Below are 17,604 nucleotides of genomic sequence, written 5' to 3'. Positions count from 1 at the left end.
TATGAAGATATCGAAACGAATGAAGCTGGCTGTTCTGGCTTTTTTAATCGTGTTTTTTCTGCTTCTGCTGAGGCTGGCGGAAATTCAGCTGTTTTTCACAGAATCATTTTCTAAAAAGAAAATTAATTTAATACAGGAAAGTGTCAATCAGCGAACGGAGGAAGTGCTCATTTCTGATGGCAGAGGATCGTTTTTAGATCGAAACGGCCAGGCACTGACTGGCACAAGCGAGCCTGCGGTTGTCTTGTTCCCTTTTCTGTTAACACAGGATTGGCCGATTAAAAAAGTCGCAGAGATTCTCGGCATGACTGAAGATGATTTGCATCAGACTCTTGCCAAATCGAAAAAACCAGTCATTTTACATCAAAAGAAAATCAAAACACTTTCGAAGGAATCTATTACAAAAATCAATTCTTTGAAATATCCTGGCATTTACGGCGTATATATGGAGAATGAAGACAAGCCCAGTCTTGCCTCGCATACGATAGGCACAACCAATCAAGATCCGGCGCTTCTCCGCAGTAAGTATCCTGATAAGGAAAACCTGCCGATTAAAACGAAAATCGGCACAACTGGTTTAGAGCGGACATTTGATGAGTTTTTGCTTCCGGAACAGGACACGAAGCTTTTGTATCATGTGGACGGAAAAGGAAACCCTTTGTTCGGCATGGACGTCAAATATACAGCTGAGGCCAACTCATTTTATCCGCTGCAAGTCAAAACAACAATTGATCACAGCATTCAAAAAGCGATAGAAGGCATACTAGATGATCAGGGGCTGAAAAAAGGAGGAGCGGTGCTGCTGGACATCGAAAAGAGCAGTGTATCGGGCATCGTAAGCAAACCGGATGCCGATGTGTCCAGGCAAAACACGCTTCAAAATTACATGCTGACGCCAATCTATCCCGGCTCCGTTTTTAAAACTGTGATAGCGGCAGCTGCGATTGAGCAAAACGCGGTAAAGCCGAGTCAAACCTTTAATTGCAATTTAAACCTGTACGGCGAACCGGGGGACGATAAAGGAACCCTGTCCTTTGAAGAAAGTTTCGCGCAAAGCTGCAATTACACGTTTACAAGTCTTGCCGAACAATTAATGAAGAAAGACCATTCCGTCATTGAAGACATGTCAGAAAAGCTGTCCCTTACAGATCGGGCAGGCTGGGAAGGAAAACTGTACCACGAGTCAGATTTCCGCCAATTCTATAATGAAAAAGACGGCGTGATTTGGGGGGATGAAAAAGACAAATCAGTCAAAAAAGCAATTGCGCAAACAGCGATCGGGCAGAAAAATGTAAAGGTAACGCCGCTCGAGGTAGCTAATATGATGGCGACAATCGCCCGCGGCGGAGAAAAGCGACAGATCAAAATCGCAGAGCAGATTGAATACAAAAATGGTACAACGCTTGTGAAGTTTAAAGATCAGAAGCTCAAAGGAGAAACGATAGACAAATATACGGCGCAGCAGCTTCAAAAAATGCTGCGGCGGGTGGTGGAATCTCCTTCCGGAACGGGCAGAAGGTTTCAGGATCTTTCGTATACTGTAGCAGGGAAGTCAGGCACCGCCCAGACAGGAAAGCTTTCTAAAGATAAAGAAACGCTTTATGAAAAATGGTTTGCCGGGTATTTTCCCGCGGATAAGCCGAAATACGCGCTTGTCGTTTTACACATGGATACGCCGGGGGATAAGGCTCTGACAAATTCGGTGTTTTATGATATTGTTAAAAAAGTACACGAAATTGAAATCAATCAGAAATAGAACAACTTCTCAGCACATGATAAAATATATGCTGAGCCAAGAGGGATAAAGGAGTGCAGAATTATTGAGCAATAATCAATCTCGTTATGAAAACCGTGATAAGCGCAGGAAAGCTAATTTAGTGCTTAACATCTTAATCGCAATCGTATCTATTCTAATTGTTGTAGTAGCAGCCAATCTGTTCATTAACAGTCCTTCTAGCAAAGATGTCAGCAAGGATTCTGAAACGGCGCCAAAACAGGAATCTCCGGCTTCAGGTAAGACGGAAAAGAAATCGGATGAGGATATAAAAGACAGTAAGAAAGATACATCTGACAAAAGCGAAAAGGATTCTGAGAAATCTTCTGACTCTGATTCAGATTCCAAAAAAGATGATTCTTCTAAAAGTGATGACTCTGATTCAGATTCAGACTCAAGCTCAGATTCAGATGACCCGCTTAAAGACGCAAAAGTCACAGAAGGCGGCTCATCAAGTGATGTGGAAAAGACATATGAAAATCCTGACTGGAAAGCAGTCGGAACTGAGCAAAAGGGTGAGCATGCCGCCACTTATGATTCAAGCTCACAAGACTGGGCCGAAATGCTGAAAGCCATATCATATGCAACCGGTGTTTCAACAGATAACATGACCGTACTCTGGCTCGGAAATAACGGCAGCCCTCAGGATGCCAAAGGTAAGATTTTAGATAAAACGAGCGGAGAGAAATACCAGGTAACGATTACATGGGTTGACGGAAAAGGCTGGAAGCCCACGAAAGTAGAAAAATTAAAATAAACAAAAGCAGCCGAATCTTTCGGCTGCTTTTGTTTTACACCTCAGCTGCGAAATGAACAACGGCGCTGTAAAAAAATTTTCCGTCTGCTACAGCAGTTTGATGCGAGACAGATTTCACACGCAGCATGATTGCTTTATTGTTTTCAATTTGTGTGTTGATTTTCTTTTCAAGCTCCTGCAGTGATGCCGCTTCGAAAAATTCTACTTTGTCTTTAATCAGTTCCAATTGAAAATTCATCTTTTGACCCCTCCGCCTTTACAAGTCATATGAAGTATAAGCCTTTTTATGCTATACACGCAATATATGACTGGATAAAAAACACAAAGTGTTTTAGTACCTACTTTCAAAAAGATGTGGTAAGATAGGAACTGTTCCATCATTAATTCATAGTATACTTATAGGAATTATAAAATATGGAGTGTGACAACTATGGGGCGTGAATTTATCCCTCTCTTTGAGGATTGGGCCGCAACTTACGATCAAACAGTTCAAGGTTTAGATATTCAGTATAAAGAGGCGTTCAGAGGCTATGATGACATTTTGGATGCCATTGTCAGCCGGTCAGGAATGCGTGTGTTAGAATTTGGGCCAGGGACCGGCAACTTGACAGCGAAACTGCTTGAAGCGGAAAAATCTATATTTGGTGTCGAGCCATCTCCGGCGATGCGCAAGTTAGCATCTGACAAGCTCCGCGGCAGGGCAGAAATTGTTGACGGAGACTTCCTGACATTCCCTGAACCGCCATTTCAGGCTGACACGATTGTCAGTTCATATGCTTTTCATCATTTAACTGACGAAGAAAAACGAGCCGCAATAAAGCAATATGGCAAATACCTTCACATGCATGATAAAATAGTGTTTGCCGATACTGTCTTTGAACATGAAGAAGCGTATAATCAAGCTATTGATAAAGCACGTTCTCAGGGCTTTTATCAGCTGGCGAACGATTTAAAGACGGAGCATTATCCCACATTGGAAACGATGAAAGAGATGTTTACAGCTGAAGGTTTTGCAGTCCAATTCATTCAGCAAAACGATTTCGTGTGGATAATGGAGGCGATCAAACGGTAAAGTGAAGGGAATGTGTATAGATGAAACTAGCAGTCATCGGAGCAATGGAAGAAGAAGTAACCATCCTAAGAAACAAACTGGAAAATGCCAAAACAGAAACGATCGCGCACTGTGAATTTACAACAGGCCAATATGAAGGAACTGAAGTCATTCTTTTAAAATCAGGAATCGGAAAAGTGAATGCTGCGATCAGCACGACACTTCTGCTTGACCGCTACAAGCCTGATTATGTGATTAACACAGGCTCAGCTGGCGGATTTCATCATACACTGAATGTGGGAGACGTCGTCATTTCTACTGACGTTCGCCATCATGATGTAGATGTAACGGCCTTTGACTATGAATACGGACAGGTGCCAGGCCTTCCGGCTGCTTACGCCGCAGATGAAAAGCTGATCAGCATTACTGAAGAAGCGATTTCTGAGCTTGATGGCATTCAAGTTGCAAAGGGAACAATCGCAACAGGCGATTCCTTTATGAATGATCCGAAGCGGGTCGAAGAGGTGCGTGCGAGATTTTCTGATCTGTATGCGGTTGAAATGGAGGCAGCGGCAGTCGCTCAAGTGTGCCACCAGTTTCAAACGCCGTTTGTTGTGATCAGAGCATTATCTGATATCGCAGGAAAAGAATCACATGTTTCATTTGACCAATTTTTAGAGCAGGCCGCTGTTAACTCAACAGAGCTTGTGTTAAAAGTGATCAAACGAATTCATTAAAACGGGGGGAGTGTTCTCCTCCGTTTTCTCTAAAACAACCTCTATCAAGGAGGAGGACATATATGACAGTTATTACGGACATTACTGAGCTGATTGGGAATACACCGCTTCTCCGCTTGAAGAATTTTGATATTCCTGAAGGAGTGGCTGTATATGCCAAGCTGGAAATGATGAACCCTGGCGGCAGCATAAAAGACAGACTGGGAGACATGCTGATCCGTGACGCCCTAGAATCAGGCAAAGTAAAGCCTGGGGGAGTTATTATAGAGGCAACGGCCGGCAATACAGGTATCGGACTTGCCCTTAACGCCAGAAAACATGGCTTAAAGGCCATTTTCTGTGTCCCAGAACATTTCAGCAAAGAAAAGCAGCAGATTATGCAGGCGCTGGGAGCGTCAATCGTCCATACGCCGCGTAAAGACGGAATGCAGGGAGCAATTCAAAAAGCGATACAGCTGGAGACAGAAATTGAAAATTCCTATTGTGTTTTGCAATTTAAAAACCAAGTAAATCCATCGACTTACTATAAGACACTTGGCCCTGAAATATGGAAAGCGCTTGACGGCAATATTCATACGTTTGTCGCAGGTGCAGGATCAGGAGGCACATTCGCGGGAACAGCATCCTTCTTAAAAGAAAAACATCCCGCAGTCAAAACAGTGATTGTCGAACCGGAAGGCTCCATATTAAACGGCGGAGAGCCTCATGCTCATAAAACAGAAGGGATCGGCATGGAGTTTATTCCTGACTATATGGATGAAAGCCATTTTGATGCAATATATACGGTAACAGATAAGAATGCCTTTAGGCTTGTAAAAGAAGCGGCTGAAAAAGAAGGCCTGCTGATTGGAAGCTCTTCAGGTGCAGCGCTTTATGCGGCATTGGAGGAAGCGAAAAAATCGTCTGCCGGAACAAATATTGTCACAGTATTCCCAGACAGCAGTGATCGGTATATCAGCAAACATATATACGAAGGAGGCATCTGATATGAAGAAAAAAACATTGATGGTACATGGCGGGATTACAGGTGATGAGAAAACAGGAGCTGTTTCCGTACCGATATATCAAGTGAGCACGTACAAGCAGCCGAAAGCAGGCCAGCATACGGGCTATGAATATTCAAGAACGGCCAACCCGACAAGAACTGCGCTGGAAACGCTTGTGACAGAGCTCGAAGCCGGGGAAGCAGGCTATGCGTTCAGCTCTGGAATGGCTGCAATCACAGGTGTTATGATGCTGTTTAACAGCGGAGACCATGTTGTATTGACTGATGACGTGTACGGCGGCACATATCGTGTAATGACAAAAGTGCTTAACCGTCTCGGCATTGAATCAACTTTTGTGGATACAAGCAGCAGAGAAGAAGTGGAAAAAGCGATTCGTCCCAACACAAAGGCCATTTATATTGAGACACCGACAAATCCGCTTCTCAAAATCACCGATTTATCACTGATGGCAGATATTGCGAAAAAAGCGGGTGTTCTTCTAATCGTAGACAACACCTTTAACACCCCGTATTTTCAGCAGCCGCTTACTTTAGGCGCTGATATCGTGCTTCACAGTGCGACTAAATACCTCGGCGGACACAGTGATGTTGTCGGCGGTTTAGTTATTACAGCTTCGAAAGAGCTAGGAGAAGAGCTGCATTTTGTGCAAAATTCAACAGGCGGCGTGCTTGGCCCTCAGGATTCTTGGCTGTTAATGAGAGGAATCAAAACACTGGGGCTCAGAATGGAAGCAATTGATCAAAACGCCCGGAAAATTGCAAGCTTTCTTGAGCAACATCCTGCTGTTCAAACGTTATATTACCCTGGATCTCCAAACCATCCGGGGCATGAGCTTGCGACATCTCAAGGATCAGGCTTTGGAGGCATGATCTCCTTTGATATTGGCAGTGAAGAGCGAGTGGATGCCTTTTTAGGCAAACTTAAGCTGTTTACAATTGCGGAAAGCCTAGGCGCTGTAGAAAGCTTAATTTCTGTTCCGGCTAGAATGACACATGCCTCTATCCCGAGAGAGCGCCGGCTTGAACTCGGCATTACGGACGGCTTGATCAGAATCTCTGTGGGAATAGAAGATGGAGAGGATTTGCTGGAAGATATCGAGCAGGCTCTTAACATTTTATAACAAATGGATAGATTTACTTTCTCTGTAAGCTGCCAGATTATATTATAATAGTCGTATACTATGAATCTGGCAGGTGATTCTCTTATGAAGAAGAATAGAATGAAATCATTAAAAGAAGACTACAAGCATTTCGCTTTTACCTTGCTTGCAGTCAGCACTTTTTTATATATAGGCGCGGTTCTTCCTGATCAGGGCTTAACGTTAGGCCAGAAATCGGTTATGTTTATGACGGATTGCGTGTTTTTAGCCGGCGCTTTCTTTTGCGCCGACCGTTCACTCGTATATAAGAAGCGCTTGGAAGAAGCCGACGAGTAAAAAAACAGCCATCAACTGATGGCTGTTTTTTGTTATTCTTCCCGCAGCTCTTTTCCCATGCCTTTTAAAAACTGAAGTCCGAAGCCGACTGCTCTGTTGATATCGGGATCGTTCATCGCTTTTAAGAGATCGAGAATGCCGACCTTCTTGTCTTCTTTTAAAAAGCTTTGCGCCTGTTCGGTTCCCGCCATCACGCTTTCTAATAGCTTGCCTGTAAACGCAGGATCAGCCTTTGTCAAAGCGCCTCCAGCCGCCATCATCGTGTTGATGAGGTTTGTGACCGGCTCGCGAGATATCTGGCCAAGCGCGATTTTGGCGATGTCTTCTTTCGCCCTCAGCATGCTTGCCGCTGCATCAAAGATACCAAGCTCATTAAGTTCACTCATTAACGTCATCGTTTTCGAGACGGCATCCTCATTTTCCGTCAGCAGCTCCTTCAGCTCCTCAATTTTCTCAAGCTTGATTTGCTCCGCTGTTTTTGTTTCTTTTTTGATTGTTGTAATCGGAGTGGCCATTTTCGTTTCCCCCTTTCAATTAATCAGTCAAATGGACATAACCAGGACGATTCCATTTTCTTTCTGCCTCGACGCCGTTTTGCGGATTCCGTTTCTTGTTACGCGGGTTTGTTTTAGGAAGCGGTGCGCTTTCACAGCCTCCAAGCACCTCCATGCGAACCTTCGTCTGTTTGTAAGCAGGCGTGTTCGTACGTTTATCTGCCGCAGGCCCTGTCAGGAAGTTAATCGCTGAATCCTTGTCTGTCGAGTTCATCGGCAGGTAGAGTTCATTTTTTCGCACACGGTCAGTAATGAGCGCATTTAATTTAACAGCTCCGAACGGAGAAACAAGGCGAACCAGTGAACCGTCACAAATGCCGCGCTCCTGTGCAAGCTCCGGCGATACTTCGACGAATACATTCGGCACTTTGGATTGAATGCCTTTCGATTTATTTGTCATATTTCCTTCATGGAAATGCTCAAGCATCCGGCCGTTATTGATGTGAAGATCATATTCTTCAGGGAAAGCGGCAGGTTCAGTCCAATCAGACAGTGCAAAACGGGCTTTTTTGTCTGGGAAATTAAATCCGTCTTCATACAGAAGCGGCGTGCTTTCACCTGTGAAGCTGCCCCATAGGAAGCTGTTCCAGCCTTCAAGCACCTCATAGCTGGCTTTTCCAAACAGAGGAGAAAGGCTGGCCATTTCAGAGAAAATGTCGCTTGGATGGCTGTAGTTCCAGCCGGCTCCTAAGCGGTTTGCCACTTCTTGAATAATCCACCAGTCCGGTTTCGCGTCTCCAAGTGTCGGAAGTGCTTGATACAATCGCTGCACACGGCGCTCTGTATTGGTAAACGTTCCATCCTTCTCAAGAGATGGAGCGGCAGGCAAGACGACATCGGCATATTGCGCCGTTCTCGACAGGAAAATATCCTGAACCACGAAGAAATCAAGGCTTGATAAAATATCATGCACATGGTTCGCATTCGAATCGACAAGTGCCATATCTTCCCCAACAAGGTACATGGCCTTCATCTTACCTTCTTCAATGGAATGAAGCATTTGGATATTGTCTAAACCTGGTTTTCCGTCAATCGCCACCCCATAAGCCTTCTCAAATTTGGCACGTGCTTCGTCATCCGTAATATGCTGATATCCTGGAAGCCAGCCTGGCAATGTTCCCATGTCGCAAGCGCCTTGAACATTATTGTGGCCGCGCAGAGGATAAGCGCCGGCACCCGGACGGCGGTAGTTGCCTGTTGCCAGAAGCAAGTTCGAAATCGCTGCTGACGTATCGGAGCCGCCTGTATTTTGAGTAACACCCATTCCCCAAAGAACACAAGTGCCGTCAGCATCACGAATCATCTCGGCAATTTGAATGATGTACTCTTTTGAGAGGCCTGTGATGCGTTCTGCATAATCAAGGGTATAGGTTTTAAGTGTTTCTTTATAGTTTTCAAAGTAGTTCACGTTCTCATCAATAAACGCTTGATCATGCCAGCCTTGGTCGATCATATATTTTGTAACGGCCATCAGCCATACTTGGTCTGTACCTTGTTTAGGGCTAATGAACAGATCAGACCGCTCAGCCATCTCATTTTTCCGCAGGTCGGCAACGATCAATTTTTGTCCGTGAAGTTTGTGTGCACGTTTTACTCGTGTAGCAAGCACCGGATGTCCTTCAGCCGGATTGGCGCCGACAATGATGACGAGACCGGCCTTGGCAATGTCTTTAATCGTGCCTGCGTCACCGCCCATACCGACAGTACGGAACAACCCGTCTGTTGCAGGAGACTGACAGTAGCGAGAGCAGTTATCGACGTTATTTGTTTCAAATACCTGACGCGCTAATTTTTGGATGACATAGTTTTCTTCATTCGTAATTTTAGAAGAAGAAATGAATCCGACAGAGCCTTTGCCGTATGTCTCTTTTATTGCACCTAATCTGCTTGCGACTAAATCGAGGGCTTCTTCCCAAGAAGATTCAACAAAAGCCCCGTTTTTACGAATTAAAGGCTTTGTAATCCGTTCTTCAGAATTGACGAAATCCCAGCCGAATTTTCCTTTGACACATGTAGAAATCGCGTTAACCGGAGCGTCGGAAACAGGCTGGACCTTTAAGATATCCCGTCCTTTTGTCCATACTTCAAAGGAGCAGCCGACGCCGCAGAATGTACATACCGTTTTCGTTTTTTTCGTTCTTGTTTCACGCATAGCCGCTTCAACTTCAGAAATAGCGAAAATGCTGCCGTACCCCGGTTCAACATTTTTGACAAGGTCAATCATTGGTTCCATGACATCCTGTTTGATACCTGTCATAAAGCCAGCCTGGCCAAGCATTGATTTTTCCATCAGTGCATTACACGGACAAACCGTGACACATTGGCCGCAGCTGACACAAGATGATTCATTGATGGGAACTCCTTCATCCCAAATAACCCGCGGACGATCGCGTTCCCAGTCGATAGAGAGCGTTTCATTGACTTGAAGGTTCTGACACACCTCAACACACTGGCCGCAGGCGATGCATTGGTTTGGATCATAGCGGTAAAACGGGTGAGACATATCAACCGCGCAAGACGGATCTTCTTTTGGCGTATAAGGGTATTTTTGATGCTCGATCCCCATCATTTCCGCTGTATTATGCAGCGTGCAGTTCCCATTGTTATTATCGCATACCGTACAATACAGCAAATGGTTTTCAAGCAGCCGGTCCATTGCTTCGGTTTGCGCCTCTTTCACGCGATTTCCCGAAAGATCAATTGACATACCGTTTTCAGCGGCCGTAGAGCATGAACGAACCAGCTTGCCGTCTGCCTCTACAATGCATGTATCGCATGTTTGAATCGGGTCAACCTCTGGGACATGGCAGATTTGCGGATACTCAATCCCATTTTCATTTAAAATATCTAAAATTGTAGCCCCTGCTCGTGCTTGAATTTCTGTTCCGTCAACGCGGACACTGATCGACTTATCGTCCATCATATTCATATTCCCCTCCATCTTTCTATCAAGAAGTCAAAAAAAGCCATGTATAGATACACCTGTCTTTCATTCACAGAAGGTGTAAACACACATGGCGGAATAGTTCACTAGCAAGTCTTACTAACAGACCAATCCTTGATTTTTATAAACCGATAGACTCATAACAAGATCCTATTACAAATCCATCAACACTGCTTTTATTATAAAGTGATATTTATTATAATACAATATGACAGGAAAATTTTAACCAAGTGAAATGTCCTGAGGGGAACCGGGAACGGCCTTTTATGAAGGCAAAATCGGAAGGGGTAATGAGCATGTCAAAGAAAATTCATGAGTTCAATGATATTATTCGAAAACTTCGCAAAGAATTGTTCGGAAAAGGACCTGAACGGATTCACACGGTATTTGTAGATAATATGGCTGTGTCAACGCTCTACGGCAACCTAAGCGCGAGCGAGCAGTTTATCGCCCGCACGCCTGAGGGAAGAGAGATGGTGCATGCGGCCCGGACAAGCCTGATTCAAGACCTTTACTCTAAAAAAACGCCGGAAGGAATGGAGGAACTGATCGGGGCTAAGCTTGTTCATTTGTTTTCTGACATCAAAATTGAAGAAAATATCGCCGTATCTGTATTTGTCTTTGATCGAAAAATTGATGACCAAAAAGAAGTCCTTTATAACTAGCATATTTGCCGTTGACACAAAATTGTCACATTTGTTATGATGTATTTACTGCAGTTATAGAAGGACAAAAGCAATGGAATATATGCACGAACTGTATATATTCTCTACCAACATCTTAATTCTGCTTGATGTTGTTGTATGGGTATGCAACAAGTTAGGCAGCATTCAAACACCTGAGTGATACAGGTTATTTGAGTGCTGCCTTTTTTGTTGCTTTTCTTTTGTAACTGTAAAAATGAAGAAACAATGGAGGCGTATGTAGTATGGGTTTTCGGAAACCGGATGAAATAGCAGAAGCAGCAATTGAAGCAGGGATGAAAAAGGTAAAGCTTCCGCTGCTGTCTCTCTTGGTGCTAGGGTTTTTAGGCGGTGCCTTTATCGCATTCGGCTATTTGCTTGATATCAGGGTGATCGGCGATCTTCCAAAAGAATGGGGAAGCCTGTCCAGTTTTATCGGTGCTGCGGTATTTCCTGTAGGCCTGATACTTGTGGTTCTTGCAGGGGCTGAACTGATTACAGGAAATATGATGTCAGTGGCAATGGCGTTATTTTCCAGAAAAATATCACTAAAGGATTTGGCGGTTAATTGGGTGATCGTCACCATTATGAATTTGATCGGCGCTTTGTTTGTTGCTTATTTTTTCGGTCATCTTGTCGGGTTAACCGAAACGGGGCCATATTTGGAAAAGACGATTGCTGTCGCGCAAGGAAAGCTTGATATGAGCTTTGGCAAGGTTCTCGTTTCCGGCATCGGCTGTAACTGGCTGGTCTGTCTTGCAGTTTGGCTTTCCTTCGGTGCTCAAGATGGGGCAGGGAAAATTTTTGGCATCTGGTTCCCTGTCATGGCCTTTGTGGCAATCGGATTTCAGCACGTTGTCGCCAACATGTTTGTGATTCCGGCTGCCATTTTTGCCGGCTCGTTTACGTGGGGGCAGTTTATCGGTAACCTCATACCGGCTTTTATCGGCAATGTTATTGGAGGAGCCGTGTTTGTCGGATTCATCTATTTTATTGCATATCATAAGAAAGACCGCTTAAGAAAAGAAATGAAGCAGGTCTCATAAACAAGGGACAAAGACAATCGATAAATCACACAATTTACGTCCATTTTTAGAAAAAGATGTTTACAAAATGGAATTTGGTGGATATACTTACAAAGTAAGAAAAAAAGCAAAGGAGGCTGAATCAAAATGACAATGCGACAACGACGCAGACCAGTTAGTGGCTCACGTAATGTACAAGGAATTTATAATGGTTTATTCAGCCTGTGGAAGAGTTCGTGTCCTTCCTTAACCGATGCTTATCGCACGCATTAAAATCGGAATCGTCGGACATACGCAACTCCCCGCAGGCAGTAGAGGATGGGTGTCTTCTTTTGTCTGCGGTTTTTTATGTGCCCGCAGCAGGGAGATGCCGCGGGTTATTTCGCTTGGAGCGGACTTTGAAAGGGGGTGAGCGATATGACGATTAACCTATTCTTTTTGACTTTAACGATCAACAAACGGTTTAAAAGCCCGGAAGAGTTCGAACGAGAACAGCAGATCGAGCAGATTTATGACGAAATGAAAGAATCTCAGCTGAAACATCTTTATTTGACAAACTGGCGCTAAGAGCAAATAAAAAAACAGGAAGGGAGAGATGACATATGCTTAAAATGGAACTATTGATGCATTATACGATGGAGAAGGACCAAGTGTAGCGAATGAAGCTGTCAAGGAAATGCTGTCCTGCATATCATAAAAAAGCAGAGCACTTTATGTAAGGGCAGGTGATGGCATCATGAACTTTCAACAAAAAAGGCTGCCGTCGATAGGCCATGGTTATGCATCCATGCCGCATTCCTTCAAACACGGCTATGGCAATCCATTCCGTCAGCAGAGACTGGCTGCGACCCTGCAGCAAAGGCTGTATATGTTCCCATATCATTGGCATTAAAAAGCGGGCAGAAAACATTTTGTTTTCTGCCTTTTTTGCGGGAAAAAATGAAAATGTTCAGTTCTGTTGAAACATTTCTAAACACATTGCCGTCTAGTTGATATCTTCATTCTGTATAAGAAATGAAGCGATGTTTATTTTTTCAATATAATAAATAAACACAGGAAACCAAAAGCAGGTGTTTAAGATGCTAGAAAACAAACTTTATAAACGATCCAACCTATTGAAATTATTTTCTAGGAAATATAAGCAAACGAAAACAATTGAGCATATGATGATTGATTCTATAGACATACAAGAAAATGACAGAATTTTAGAAATTGGAACCGGAAACGGCTCTGTCTTTAAGAAAATAACGGAAAAACTTGAAAAGGGAAGCATCAAAAGCATCGACTCTTCTAAGCGAAAAGTAAGACAGATGTCCCGTGCAATCCGAAAGCAAAAGAAAACAGAACAGGGGGGCATTCTCTATGGCCATCCGGAAAGGATCCCCTTTGAAGACCGTACCTTCAATAAAGTGTTTTCGTTACATACGGTTCAGACTTGTACTGATGTCAGGCTCGCATTAAGAGAGATTTATCGAGTGCTTCAAATTGACGGCCGATTTTACATCAGTATTGATAACAATGCAGAAAAAAGCGAGAAAAAATATATTCAATTGCTGCAAGATCAGCATTTTAGAGACATTTCTGTCATCGAACGTGATTCGTGTCTTTGTATAATTGCTGTTAAATAAAAAATTTCTCGGGAAATATATCCAGACTTCTGACATCTAGATAATTGGGTATATTTTCTTAATTTTATATATTTTGCATAGCATTTATATTAAAAAAAGTTTTTTTCATATAAACTATAAACATAAGTATGGGTAAGAGGTGATTCGTGGCAGAGTGGATATCATTTATGAACAAGCGGAATGAACATTCATTCCTAAAAGAATCGGAGGTTTTAAGTTTACATGGCATCCGCACTTATCAGTAAATACGATTTGATCATGAAGGCATCGCTATCGCTTTTTACGGAAAGAGGATTTGATGCCACCACCATCCCAATGATAGCAAAAAGAGCTGAAGTTGGTACAGGCACGATTTATCGCTACTTTGACAGCAAAGAAACACTCGTCAATGTTTTGTTTCAAGAAAGCATTCAGCGCTTTTCAGAAAAGGTAAAGCGCAATTATTCAGAAATGCCTGTCAGAGAGGGCTTTCGCCACATATTTTGCTGTCTCGTTCAATTTACGAAGGAGAGCGACTACGCGCTTTTTTTCCTTGAGACGAAAAAGGATGCTCACTATTTGAATGAAACAAGCAAAAAAATGATAGAAAACCTGACTCAAATGCTTGACGATTTCTTTAACAAGGGAAAAACAGAAGGAGTGATCCGCTCCTTGCCCTCCAATGTATTAATTGCGATTGTATTAGGCGCATTTCTCAAGCTGTATCAGCTAATGCAACAAGGTGATATAGAGATGAATGCTGATTTGATTTCTGAATTGGAGCAGTGCTGCTGGGACGCGATTAAACTTCATTCATTGACTTCAGAAGAATAAAGAAAGGAAGATGTTTATGAAACAGGCAAGTGCAATACCTCAGCCGAAAACATACGGACCTTTAAAAAACCTCCCGCATTTGGAAAAGGAACAGCTTTCTCAATCCTTATGGCGGATTGCTGATGAGTTAGGGCCGATTTTCCGTTTTGATTTTCCAGGTGTATCCGGCGTTTTCGTATCAGGCCATGAACTTGTTGCTGAAGTGTGTGACGAGAGCCGCTTTGACAAAAACCTTGGAAAAGGCTTGCTGAAAGTGCGTGAGTTCGGAGGAGACGGATTGTTTACAAGCTGGACGCACGAGCCGAATTGGCAGAAAGCCCATCGTATTCTGCTGCCGAGCTTCAGTCAAAAAGCAATGAAAGGCTATCATTCTATGATGCTGGATATCGCGACACAGCTGATTCAAAAATGGAGCCGGCTGAATCCGAATGAAGAAATTGACGTGGCGGACGATATGACCCGCTTGACGCTTGATACCATCGGGTTATGCGGATTTAACTATCGGTTTAACAGCTTTTACCGTGATACACAGCATCCGTTTATCACCAGCATGCTCCGGGCTTTAAAAGAGGGAATGAATCAAACAAAAAGACTGGGCCTGCAGGATAAGATGATGGTCAAAACGAGACAGCAGTTTCAAAAGGATATCGAAGTGATGAATTCGCTGGTCGACAGAATAATAGCAGAGCGAAAAACACATCCGGATCAAAACATTAAGGATCTGTTATCGCTCATGCTTTATGCGAAAGATCCTGTAACGGGTGAGACACTGGATGATGAAAACATCAGATATCAAATCATCACATTTTTAATTGCAGGCCATGAAACAACGAGCGGCTTGCTCTCCTTTGCGATTTACTGCCTGCTTAAACATCCAGAAAAACTAAAAAAAGCTCAGGAGGAAGCCGATTCCGTGTTAACGGAAGACACGCCAGAATATAAACATATTCAGCAGCTGAAATATGTCCGGATGGTACTCAATGAAACGCTTAGGCTGTATCCGACAGCGCCCGCTTTTTCTCTTTATGCCAAGGAGGATACAGTATTAGGCGGTGAATATCCTATCAGTAAAGGGCAGCCCGTCTCCGTCTTGATCCCAAAACTTCACAGAGATCAAAACGCTTGGGGTGAAGATGCAGAAGATTTTCGTCCGGAACGGTTTGAGAACCCTGAGAATATTCCTCACCATGCGTATAAACCGTTTGGAAACGGCCAGCGCGCGTGCATCGGGATGCAGTTTGCGCTTCAAGAAGCGACAATGGTTCTCGGCCTTGTGTTAAAGCACTTTGAATTGATAAATCACACCGGTTACGAGCTCAAAATCAAAGAGGCATTAACAATTAAACCGGATAATTTTAAAATTACAGTGAAACCAAGGAAGACGGTCCAAATGAATGTTCAGAAAAAAGAACAGACTGGCAACGCGCACGAAACGAAGGAAAACGAGACAAAACCTAAACACGGCACACCTTTACTCGTTCTTTACGGTTCAAATCTCGGCACAGCAGAAGGCATGGCAGGTGAATTGGCCGCTTACGGGCGCCGGCTCGGCTTTACAGCGGAAACCGCACCTCTTGATGATTACATCGGAAAACTCCCTGACCAAGGTGCTGTTGTCATTGTGACTGCCTCATATAATGGAGCGCCGCCTGATAATGCTGCTGGCTTTGTCGAGTGGCTGGGAGAGTTGGAGGAAGGTCAATTAAAGAATGTTTCCTATGCGGTATTCGGCTGCGGAAACCGAAGCTGGGCCAGCACGTATCAGCGAATTCCTCGCCTTATCGATGACATGATGGCATCAAAAGGAGCATCACGTTTGACATCCATTGGGGAAGGAGATGCGGCTGACGACTTTGAAAGCCATCGCGAGTCTTGGGAGAACCGCTTTTGGAAGGAAACAATGGAAGCCTTCCATGTGAACGAAATAACCGAGAAAGAAGCGAAGCCTTCACTATCCATTACGTTTCTCAGTGAAGCAACAGAGACACCGCTTGCTAAAGCGTATGGCGCGTTTGAAGGTATCGTTCTTGAAAACCGTGAGCTTCAGGCAGAAAGTAGTTTGCGTTCAACTCGTCATATAGAATTGGAGCTCCCTGACTCAAAAACGTATAAAGAAGGCGACCACATCGGAATATTGCCGAAAAACAGCCAAGAGCTGGTTCAACGGGTTCTCAATCGATTCGATTTGCAGCCGCACGCTGTGATAAAAATGAACGGAAGCCCGCATATGGCTCACCTTCCGCTGGATCGGCCAATCAGAGTGACGGAGTTATTATCATCCTACGTAGAGCTGCAGGATTCTGCTTCAAGGCTTCAGCTTCGTGAGCTGGCTTCATATACAGTATGCCCGCCTCATAAAAAAGAGCTGGAATTGCTTATATCAAGTGATGAAATGTACAAGGAACAGGTTCTGACCAAACGTGTGACCATGCTGGATCTGTTAGAGGACTATCCGGCCTGTGAAATGCCGTTTGAACGGTTTTTAGAGCTTTTGCCATCACTAAAGCCGAGATATTATTCAATTTCAAGCTCACCGAAGGTCAAAGCAAATAAGGTCAGTATGACGGTAGGAGTTGTAAAGGCGACAGCTTGGAGTGGACGCGGAGAATACAAGGGCGTTGCATCCAATTATTTAGCCGGACTCCGTCAAGGTGATACGATTGCCTGTTTCATTCGGACGCCGCAATCTGGATTCCAGCTGCCTGATGATCCCGAAACCCCTCTTATTATGGTGGGACCAGGCACAGGAATTGCGCCATTCAGAGGTTTCATCCAGGCCAGGTCCGTTCTGAAGAAGGAAGGAAGTGCGCTTGGCGAAGCTCATTTATACTTTGGGTGCCGCCGTCCTGATCATGACGATCTTTATAAAGAAGAGCTTGACCAGGCGGAAAACGACGGTTTGGTAACAGTCCATCGATGCTATTCACGAATGGAAGACGAGCCAAAAGTATATGTTCAGCACTTGCTAAAACAAGATGCACAGAAATTAATTTCACTGATCGAAAAAGGTGCGCACGTTTATGTATGCGGCGATGGTGCGCATATGGCTCCTGAAGTAGAGAACACTCTGCGTGCGGCTTATGAAGGTGACAAAGGAGCAAGTCAGGAAGCGTCAGCAGAATGGCTGAAGACGCTGCAAGATCAAAAACGATATGTAAAAGATGTATGGACAGGAATGTAGGTAAAAATAAATCCC

At 44.0% G+C, this 17,604-nt stretch carries 17 protein-coding genes; 14 read left to right on the top strand and 3 right to left on the bottom strand.

Features of this window, described 5'->3' with window-relative positions:
• The first annotated feature begins 1 nt into the window (after position 1).
• Positions 2-1,756: a peptidoglycan D,D-transpeptidase FtsI family protein gene (locus HC660_RS13260; RefSeq protein WP_168748334.1), complete on the top strand. Its 1,755-nt coding sequence runs from the start codon at positions 2-4 to the stop codon at positions 1,754-1,756.
• 64 nt (positions 1,757-1,820) lie between these two features.
• The gene (locus tag HC660_RS13255; protein WP_010335097.1) at positions 1,821-2,531 is read left to right on the top strand and encodes a YrrS family protein; all 711 of its coding nucleotides are present in this window, start codon (positions 1,821-1,823) and stop codon (positions 2,529-2,531) included.
• A 34-nt stretch (positions 2,532-2,565) separates the two neighbouring features.
• Here HC660_RS13255 and HC660_RS13250 read toward each other — a convergent pair whose 3' ends face one another.
• Positions 2,566-2,769, bottom strand: a complete 204-nt coding sequence (locus HC660_RS13250) for a YrzA family protein (RefSeq protein ID WP_010335096.1) — start codon at positions 2,767-2,769, stop codon at positions 2,566-2,568.
• A gap of 192 nt (positions 2,770-2,961) precedes the next feature.
• On the opposite strand from HC660_RS13250, the gene HC660_RS13245 reads away from it, so the two are divergent.
• The 5 genes from HC660_RS13245 to HC660_RS13225 all read left to right on the top strand — a co-directional run bounded on the left by HC660_RS13245 (position 2,962) and on the right by HC660_RS13225 (position 6,761).
• Complete coding sequence (locus HC660_RS13245; protein WP_168748333.1) at positions 2,962-3,603, top strand: class I SAM-dependent methyltransferase; 642 nt, start codon at positions 2,962-2,964, stop codon at positions 3,601-3,603.
• Positions 3,604-3,623: 20 nt separating this feature from the next.
• On the top strand, positions 3,624-4,319 hold the full coding sequence (mtnN, locus tag HC660_RS13240; RefSeq protein ID WP_168748332.1) for a 5'-methylthioadenosine/S-adenosylhomocysteine nucleosidase: 696 nt from the start codon (positions 3,624-3,626) through the stop codon (positions 4,317-4,319).
• Between the two features lie 62 nt (positions 4,320-4,381).
• Positions 4,382-5,305: an O-acetylserine dependent cystathionine beta-synthase gene (locus HC660_RS13235; protein ID WP_168748331.1), complete on the top strand. Its 924-nt coding sequence runs from the start codon at positions 4,382-4,384 to the stop codon at positions 5,303-5,305.
• 1 nt (position 5,306) lies between these two features.
• Positions 5,307-6,446 (top strand): bifunctional cystathionine gamma-lyase/homocysteine desulfhydrase, encoded by a 1,140-nt coding sequence (locus HC660_RS13230; RefSeq protein WP_168748330.1) that lies wholly within the window; start codon positions 5,307-5,309, stop codon positions 6,444-6,446.
• A gap of 84 nt (positions 6,447-6,530) precedes the next feature.
• Entirely contained in the window at positions 6,531-6,761 is a 231-nt protein-coding gene (locus HC660_RS13225) for a YrhC family protein (protein ID WP_010335091.1), read from the top strand.
• Between the two features lie 32 nt (positions 6,762-6,793).
• On the opposite strand, the gene HC660_RS13220 is transcribed toward HC660_RS13225, so the two are convergent.
• A complete protein-coding gene (locus tag HC660_RS13220) occupies positions 6,794-7,276 on the bottom strand; it encodes a helical membrane plugin domain-containing protein (RefSeq protein ID WP_168748329.1) in 483 nt (160 codons plus the stop codon).
• Positions 7,277-7,295: 19 nt separating this feature from the next.
• Positions 7,296-10,238, bottom strand: a complete 2,943-nt coding sequence (gene fdhF, locus HC660_RS13215) for a formate dehydrogenase subunit alpha (RefSeq protein WP_168749477.1) — start codon at positions 10,236-10,238, stop codon at positions 7,296-7,298.
• A 317-nt stretch (positions 10,239-10,555) separates the two neighbouring features.
• Here fdhF and HC660_RS13210 point away from each other — a divergent pair, with 317 nt between their 5' ends.
• The 7 genes from HC660_RS13210 to cypB all read left to right on the top strand — a co-directional run bounded on the left by HC660_RS13210 (position 10,556) and on the right by cypB (position 17,589).
• Positions 10,556-10,924 (top strand): Na-translocating system protein MpsC family protein, encoded by a 369-nt coding sequence (locus HC660_RS13210; RefSeq protein WP_010335088.1) that lies wholly within the window; start codon positions 10,556-10,558, stop codon positions 10,922-10,924.
• Between the two features lie 263 nt (positions 10,925-11,187).
• A complete protein-coding gene (locus HC660_RS13205) occupies positions 11,188-11,988 on the top strand; it encodes a formate/nitrite transporter family protein (RefSeq protein WP_010335087.1) in 801 nt (266 codons plus the stop codon).
• Between the two features lie 396 nt (positions 11,989-12,384).
• Positions 12,385-12,534, top strand: a complete 150-nt coding sequence (locus tag HC660_RS13200; protein ID WP_003237348.1) for a YrzI family small protein — start codon at positions 12,385-12,387, stop codon at positions 12,532-12,534.
• A gap of 166 nt (positions 12,535-12,700) precedes the next feature.
• Positions 12,701-12,859: a hypothetical protein gene (locus HC660_RS13195; RefSeq protein WP_168749475.1), complete on the top strand. Its 159-nt coding sequence runs from the start codon at positions 12,701-12,703 to the stop codon at positions 12,857-12,859.
• Between the two features lie 178 nt (positions 12,860-13,037).
• On the top strand, positions 13,038-13,595 hold the full coding sequence (locus tag HC660_RS13190; RefSeq protein ID WP_280525843.1) for a class I SAM-dependent methyltransferase: 558 nt from the start codon (positions 13,038-13,040) through the stop codon (positions 13,593-13,595).
• 222 nt (positions 13,596-13,817) lie between these two features.
• The gene (fatR, locus tag HC660_RS13185; RefSeq protein ID WP_168748327.1) at positions 13,818-14,408 is read left to right on the top strand and encodes a transcriptional regulator FatR; all 591 of its coding nucleotides are present in this window, start codon (positions 13,818-13,820) and stop codon (positions 14,406-14,408) included.
• A gap of 16 nt (positions 14,409-14,424) precedes the next feature.
• Positions 14,425-17,589 carry a bifunctional cytochrome P450/NADPH--P450 reductase CypB gene (gene cypB / locus HC660_RS13180; RefSeq protein WP_168748326.1) on the top strand — a complete coding sequence of 1,055 codons (3,165 nt, stop codon included), beginning with the start codon at positions 14,425-14,427 and terminating at the stop codon, positions 17,587-17,589.
• Positions 17,590-17,604: the final 15 nt, after the last annotated feature.

Source organism: Bacillus mojavensis (assembly GCF_012648005.1).
In the GTDB taxonomy this organism is placed as follows: Bacteria; Bacillota; Bacilli; order Bacillales; family Bacillaceae; genus Bacillus; species Bacillus mojavensis.
Note: the sequence above shows the minus strand (reverse complement) of the source record. Positions and strands in the feature narration are given on the sequence as shown.